The organism is Streptomyces sp. AcH 505, assembly GCF_000818175.1.
Lineage (GTDB): Bacteria > Actinomycetota > Actinomycetes > Streptomycetales > Streptomycetaceae > Streptomyces.
Genome location: NZ_JTIY01000001.1, coordinates 6,083,631 through 6,090,128 on the forward strand (window position 1 = coordinate 6,083,631; position 6,498 = coordinate 6,090,128).

Genomic DNA, 6,498 nt, shown 5'->3' on the forward strand with positions numbered 1-6,498 from the left:
GGCCGCCACGGCGGCCGCGGCGGCCGAGCACTCGGTCCTGGTGGTCGACCCCAACGTACGGGAGGACCGCGGCCTCGACCGGGCGAGCAGCCTGGGCATGCTGCGCGAACTGTGCGCGCTGGCCCAGGTCGTGAAGGCGAGCGACGAGGACGTCGCGGCGCTCTGGCCTGCGGCCGACCCCGACGAGACCTGCCGCGAACTCGCGGCGGAGGGACGGCTGGTCGTCCTCACCCGTGGCGCCGACGGCAGCACCGCGTACACCGGCTCGGGGGAGCCGGTCTCGGTGCCCGCCGTCCCCGTCGACGTGGTGAACACGATCGGCGCCGGCGACGCCTTCATGGCGGCGCTGCTGAGCCGGCTCGCCGCCGGCGGCGCGGTACCGACGGGCGAAGCGGCCCGCCCGATGCTGGAGTTCGCCGCCGAGGCCGCCGCGTCCGTCGTCTCGGCGTCGGGCACGGAGATCACCCTGGCCGCCCGCGTCTGACGCACCCGGGCCGCCCCCGGACACACAGGAGCCACCGCCCTCCCCGAAAGGGCGGTGGCTCCGGTCCTGACTGTCGCGTCGCGGACTACTGCCAGGACGGCACTACGCCGCCCGGCTGCCCCGGCCCGACGTCTGCCGCACGATGTCCGCGTAGCGGTAGCCGCTGCTCTTGACCGTGCGGACCTGGGTGTCGTAGTCGACGTGGACAAGGCCGAAGCGCTTGTCGTAGCCGTACGCCCACTCGAAGTTGTCCAGCAGCGACCAGGCGAAGTACCCGGCGAGCGGGGCGCCCTTCTCGACGGCCCGCGCACAGGCCGCCAGGTGCTCCTCCAGGTAGCGCACGCGCTCCGGGTCGTCGACCGTGCCGTCGGCCTGGACGACGTCCGGGTAGGCGGAGCCGTTCTCGGTGACGAAGATGCGCTGCGCGCCGTACTCCTCGGTCACCCGCAGCAGCAGCTGCTCAAGACCGTCGGCGTGCACCTCCCACGGCATGGCGGTCAGCCGCGCGCCCGGTACCTCGACCTGCTTGGCGAACGGGGCGATGCCGGTCGGGTCGTCGCGGACGATCTGGCGGAAGTAGTAGTTCACTCCCAGCCAGTCCAGCGGAGCCGCGATGGTTTCCAGGTCGCCGTCGCGTACCGGCAGGTCGACGCCGTACAGGTCGACCATGTCCTGCGGGTAGCCGCGGCCGTGGATCGGGTCCAGCCACCAGCGGTTGGTGTGGCCGTCGGCGCGGACGGCCGCAGCGCGGTCCGCCTCGCTGTCGGTGGCCGGCTCGATCGGGCTGAGGTTGTTGACGATGCCGATCCGCGCGTCGGACGAGACGGCGCGTATCGCCTGCACCGCGAGTCCGTGCCCGAGGTGCAGGTGGTACGAGGTGTGCACCGCGGCCGTCAGGTCCCGTACACCGGGGGCCATGGTGCCTTCGAGGTGGCCGATCCACGACGAGCACAGCGGCTCGTTGAGGGTCGCCCAGTCCTTCACCCGGTCGCCGAGGCGCTCGGCGACGATGCCCGCGTACCGCGCGAAGTGCTCGGCGGTCTCACGGGCCGGCCAGCCGCCCCTGTCCTGGGACGCCTGCGGCAGGTCCCAGTGGTAGAGCGTCGCGAACGGGCTGATGCCCGCTTCCAGCAGACCGTCGACCAGCCGGTCGTAGAAGTCCAGACCGGCCTTGTTCACCGCGCCGTTGCCGTCCGGCACGATCCGCGGCCAGGCGAGCGAGAAGCGGTACGCGTCGACACCGAGCTGCTTCATCAGCCCGATGTCCTCGGGGACGCGGTGGTAGTGGTCGCAGGCCACATCGCCGGTGTCCCCGCCGTCGATGGTGCCCGGCGTGTGGGAGAACGTGTCCCAGATGGAGGGGGCACGGCCGTCCTCGGCCACCGCTCCCTCGATCTGGTACGCGGCGGTGGCGACGCCCCACGTGAAGTCGGCCGGAAGGGCGCTGAGCTCGTTCACTGACTTCCTTTCTGAATCGGTCACTTCACTGCACCCGCGGTCAGGCCGGCGACGAGATAGCGCTGGAGGAGAAGGAACCCGATGACGACCGGCACGCTGACGACGAGCGAGGCGGCCATGATCTGGTTCCAGTACACATCGTTCTGCGTGGAGTACCCCTGCAGCCCGATGGCGAGCGTTCTGGTGTTGTCGTTGGTCATGACGGAGGCGAAGAGGACTTCGCCCCAGGCCGTCATGAACGCGTACACGGCGACGGCCACGATGCCGGGGATGGCGGCGGGCACGACGACGCGGAAGAGCGCGCCGAGCGGGCCGTTGCCGTCCACCAGCGCCGCCTCGTCCAGGTCCTTCGGGATGGAGTCGAAGTACCCGATCAGCATCCAGATGGAGAACGGCAACGAGAAGGTCAGATACGTGAGGATCAGACCGCCGCGCGAGCCGTTCAGCGTGATGCCGGTGCTGTTGCCGATGTTGACGAAGATCAGGTACAGCGGCAGCAGGAAGAGGATGCCGGGGAACATCTGGGTCGACAGCACCGTGACGGTGAAGACCCGCTTGCCGGCGAACCGGTAGCGGCTCACGGCGTACGCGGCGAACACCGCGATGATCACGGAGGCCACCGTCGCCGTACCCGCCACGATCAGCGAGTTGGCGAAGTACTTGGCGAGCGGGACGGTCTTCCAGATGTCGAAGTACGGCCGAATGGTGAGCCCGCTCGGGATCCACTGGAACTTGCCGTTGACGTCCTGGAGCGGCTTGAGCGAGCTGCTGACCATCACGAAGACGGGCAGCAGCACGAAGGCGGCCAGCAGGGTCAGGACGATACGGCGCGTCCAGAGGAAGGACTGCGGCGAAGCCATCGGAGACTTGGTGTGACTAGACATCGGCGCTCTTCCTCCCTCGTGACGTGAGCAGCAGATAGATCGCGGTGACGACCAGCAGGAACAGCAGGAGCAGCACCGACATGGCGGAGCCCGAGCCGAAGTTCCAGGTCACGAACGACGACTGGTAGATGTGGATCGAGATCAGGTCCGCCGCTTCCGGCGCCGATTTCCCGAACAGCACGAACGGCGTGTTGAAGTCGTTGAACGTCCACAGGAACAGCACCAGCACCAGCACCTGGTTGACCGGACGCAGCGACGGCAGGGTGATCTTGCGGATCTGCTGCCACATGCCGGCGCCGTCGATGGACGCCGCCTCGTACAGGTCGCGCGGGATGTTCTGCAGCCCCGCCATGATGATCAGGAAGGCGAAGGGCCAGCCCTTCCAGACCGACACGACGACCAGCGCGATGAAGCTGTTGTTGCCGATCAGCCAGAACGACGGCTTGTCGGTGAGCCCGAGCTGGTCGTGCAGGACGTGGTTCACCAGGCCGTTGTCGTGCTGGAACATGAAGGCCCAGGTGATGATCGCGGCGTACGCGGGCAGTGCGTAGGGGATCAGGAAGATCGCCCGCAGCAGTCCGCGGCCCCGGAAGGTCTCCTGGAGCATGATCGCCGCGACCGTGCCGAACAGCCAGCACAGTCCTACGGACAGGATCGTGAAGGCGCAGGTCACCCAGAACGAGTGGAGCAGCGCCTGGCCGATCGGCGCGTCGAAGTCGACGGCGACCTTGTAGTTGTCGAAACCGGACCAGGGAGCCTGGCCCCAGTTACGGATGAAGAAGAGGGTCAGCTTGCGGAAGCTGACCACGATCCCGACGGCCATCGGGATCAGATGGATGAGCAGTTCGAGCAGGATCGCCGGCAGCAGGAGCAGATAGGGCAGACCGCCGCGGCGGATCCGGTCGGGGATGCGCGGCAGTCGTCTGCGCGCACCCCCACTGCCCGAAGTCTCCTTGCTGCCCGCCTGCGCACTGGGGGGTGTCACGGTGGCGGTCATGGAGAGAGCCTCACTGCGTCATCTGCTGCTGGGCCTTGGTCAGGGCTGCCTTGACGGACTCGGTGGTCACCGGCTTTCCGCCCGCGGCGTCCGCCCACAGGCCCTTGATGGCCGTGCCGACGGTGGTCTCGAACTGGGACTCGGCAGCGACCTGGGGGAGCGGGGCCGCGCTCTTGGCGAGCGTGTCACGCAGGACCTGGAGGTCGGGCGCCGAGAACGCCGGGTCGGCCTGGGCGGCCTTCACGGGCGGGATCGAGCCGTAGCTCTTGTTGAGGTACACCTGCTCGGCGTCGCTCGTCATGAACTTCACGAACTTCTTGGCGCCGTCGACGTTCTTGGTGTTGTTGAACACCGCGATGTTGATACCGGCGACCATGGAGTTGACGCTCGTGCCCGTGCCGGGAGTACCGGACTGGACGGGCACCGGGGCCGCGCCCCAGTCGGTGGGCTTCATGCCCTGGGAGGCGAAGCTCGTGGCGGCGGCCTGCCACAGCACCATCGCGGTCTTGCCCTTGGCGAAGTCCGTGAGCGACTGGTTCTGCGCGTACTCCGCGTTGCCCGGAGCGATGATCTTGTCCTTGGCCATGAAGTCGACGTACTGCTTCACGGCGGCCACCGCGCCGTCGGAGGTGAACGTCGGCTGGCCGGACTTGTCGAAGAAGTCGGCACCGTGCTGCTGCCCGAGGGCGAACGCCTGGTGGATGTTGTTGGAGAGGTTGCCACCCTCAGCGCCGAGGCCCCACTTGTTGGCGTCCTTGGCGTGGATCTTCTTTCCGTCGGCGACCAGTTCGTCCCAGGTCGTCGGCGGCTTGGTGATGCCCGCGTCGGCGAACATCTGCTTGTTGTAGTACAGCGCGTACGCCAGCGAGTACAGCGGCACGGCCGACGGGTCCTTGCCCTCGGCGCCGGACGAGCCGACCGCCGACGTGACGAAGCGGTCCTTGCCGCCGATCGCGTCGAAGTTCTTCGCGTTCCACGGCAGCAGGGCGCCGCTCGCCTGGAGAGAGGCCGACCAGGTGTTGCCGATGTTGAGCACGTCGGGGCCGTCACCCGACGTGGTGGCCGCGAGGATGCGGTTGAGCAGGTCGGACCACGGGACGACTTCGAGCTTGACCTTGATACCCGTCTGCTTCTGGAACTTCGCCAGCTCGGGGGTCAGGATCTTCTTGTCGGCGTCGATGTTGGGGCCCTGGTTGGACGCCCAGTAGGTGAGCGTCTTGGGAGCGGAGTTGTCGCCGCTGTCCGACGAGCCTCCGCCGCAGCCCGTGGCTGCTGCCGCGAGGGCGGTGACGACGGTGACGGCTGCTGCGGCTCTGATCTTGCGCATGTGAGGTGGCCCCTTTCCGGGGGTGGCATCGTTCGAGAGTCGAACGGTCTCCATGACTTAATTTATGCCGTGATTTAAGAGGTGAGAGAAGGTCGCGTCAAGGGCTGTGACGGGGGTATGTTGCGTCCAGGGAAGGAGCAACATGGCGGAACGCAACAGAAGAACAGTGCGTGACCTGCGACGCGGCAACCGCGCCCGGGTTGTGCAACGGTTGTATTTCGATGGCCCGCTGAGCCGCCAGGAGCTCGGATCCGCGACCGGCTTGAGTTCAGGATCCATCAGCAACGTCGTCGCCGAACTCGCCGCGGAGGGCCTCCTGGAGGAGGCCGGAGTGGTCGATTCCGACGGCGGCCGCCCCCGTACCCTCCTGCGTGTCGCCCCCGCGGGAGGACTGCTCATCGGCATCGACATCGGCGAGACCCGGGTGCGGGTCGAGCTGTTCGACCTGTCGCTCACCGAACTCGCCAGGACCGACCGGCTGTTGGCCCAGCACGGCTATGACGTCGACCGCATCGTCGCGCATGTGCGCACCGGCGTCGCCGATGTCATCAGGGACGCCGGCGCCGATCCGCACCAGCTCCTCGGCATCGGCATCGGGGTCCCCGGCATCATCGAGCGCGGCGGCCCCGAAGGCGCCGTCGTGCACGGCCAGACCATCGGCTGGAGCGCCGTACCGTTCGAGAAACTGCTCCGGGAGGCCGTCGAAGTCCCGGCCGAGGTACCGCTGTTCATCGACAACGGCGCCAAGACGCTCGGCCAGGCCGAGATGTGGTTCGGCGGCGGCAGGGGCGCCGGCATCGCCGCCATCGCGCTGATCGGCTCGGGCGTCGGCGCGAGCGTCATACACGGCGGCGCGCTGGTCGAGGAGAGCAGACGTGGCACGGCCCTCGAATGGGGCCACACCACCGTGCACATGAGGGGCCGCCGCTGCCGCTGCGGCTCCATCGGCTGTCTGGAGGCGTACGCGGGCGCCGAGGCGATGCGCGAGCGCTGGCACGAGCTGGGAGGTCCGCTGCCCGACGACACCGACGACGAGAGCGCCCTGGCGGCCCTGCTGGACGCCGCGTTCCCCGACACGGAAGGGGCGGTGCCCGATCCGCTCGCCGTCTCCCTCCTCGACGACACCGCCGAGTGCCTGGGGGCGGCGCTGGCCGATCTGATCAACCTCTTCCTGCCCGACCGGATCCTGCTCGGCGGCTGGGCCGGGCTGCTCGTCGGCCCGCACATCCTGCCCGCCATCCGCCGGCACGCCGCGCAGTACGCGCTCAGCCACGCGGCCGGGCGCACCACCATCGACATCGGCGAACTCGGCCCCGACGCGGTGACGGTGGGGGCCGCGACGCTGCCG

General features: G+C 68.7%; 6 protein-coding genes. 2 read left to right on the forward strand and 4 right to left on the reverse strand.

Features of this window, described 5'->3' with window-relative positions; genetic code table 11:
- Positions 1–484 (forward strand): PfkB family carbohydrate kinase (locus tag HY68_RS45520; protein ID WP_041993568.1); only part of this gene is annotated, 484 nt, incomplete at its 5' end.
- 102 nt (positions 485–586) lie between these two features.
- Here the strand turns inward: HY68_RS45520 and HY68_RS27145 are convergent.
- From HY68_RS27145 to HY68_RS27160, 4 genes are read right to left on the reverse strand one after another with little or no spacing between them, the layout of a single operon-like run.
- Positions 587–1,942 (reverse strand): GH1 family beta-glucosidase, encoded by a 1,356-nt coding sequence (locus tag HY68_RS27145; RefSeq protein WP_041993572.1) that lies wholly within the window; start codon positions 1,940–1,942, stop codon positions 587–589.
- Between the two features lie 20 nt (positions 1,943–1,962).
- Positions 1,963–2,826 (reverse strand): carbohydrate ABC transporter permease, encoded by an 864-nt coding sequence (locus HY68_RS27150; protein WP_078863806.1) that lies wholly within the window; start codon positions 2,824–2,826, stop codon positions 1,963–1,965.
- A complete protein-coding gene (locus HY68_RS27155; RefSeq protein WP_041993576.1) occupies positions 2,819–3,823 on the reverse strand; it encodes a sugar ABC transporter permease in 1,005 nt (334 codons plus the stop codon). The genes HY68_RS27150 and HY68_RS27155 overlap by 8 nt, the downstream gene beginning before the upstream one ends.
- 10 nt (positions 3,824–3,833) lie before the next feature.
- A complete protein-coding gene (locus HY68_RS27160; protein ID WP_041993579.1) occupies positions 3,834–5,150 on the reverse strand; it encodes a sugar ABC transporter substrate-binding protein in 1,317 nt (438 codons plus the stop codon).
- Between the two features lie 142 nt (positions 5,151–5,292).
- On the opposite strand from HY68_RS27160, the gene HY68_RS27165 reads away from it, so the two are divergent.
- Positions 5,293–6,498 (forward strand): ROK family transcriptional regulator (locus HY68_RS27165; RefSeq protein ID WP_041993582.1); only part of this gene is annotated, 1,206 nt, incomplete at its 3' end.

Excerpts from the sequence above, each read along its gene's own strand:
- HY68_RS27150 (WP_078863806.1), bottom strand. The coding sequence starts at position 2,826 with ATGTCTAGTCACACCAAGTCTCCGATGGCTTCGCCGCAGTCCTTCCTC.
- HY68_RS27155 (WP_041993576.1), bottom strand. The coding sequence starts at position 3,823 with ATGACCGCCACCGTGACACCCCCCAGTGCGCAGGCGGGCAGCAAGGAG.
- HY68_RS27160 (WP_041993579.1), bottom strand. The coding sequence starts at position 5,150 with ATGCGCAAGATCAGAGCCGCAGCAGCCGTCACCGTCGTCACCGCCCTC.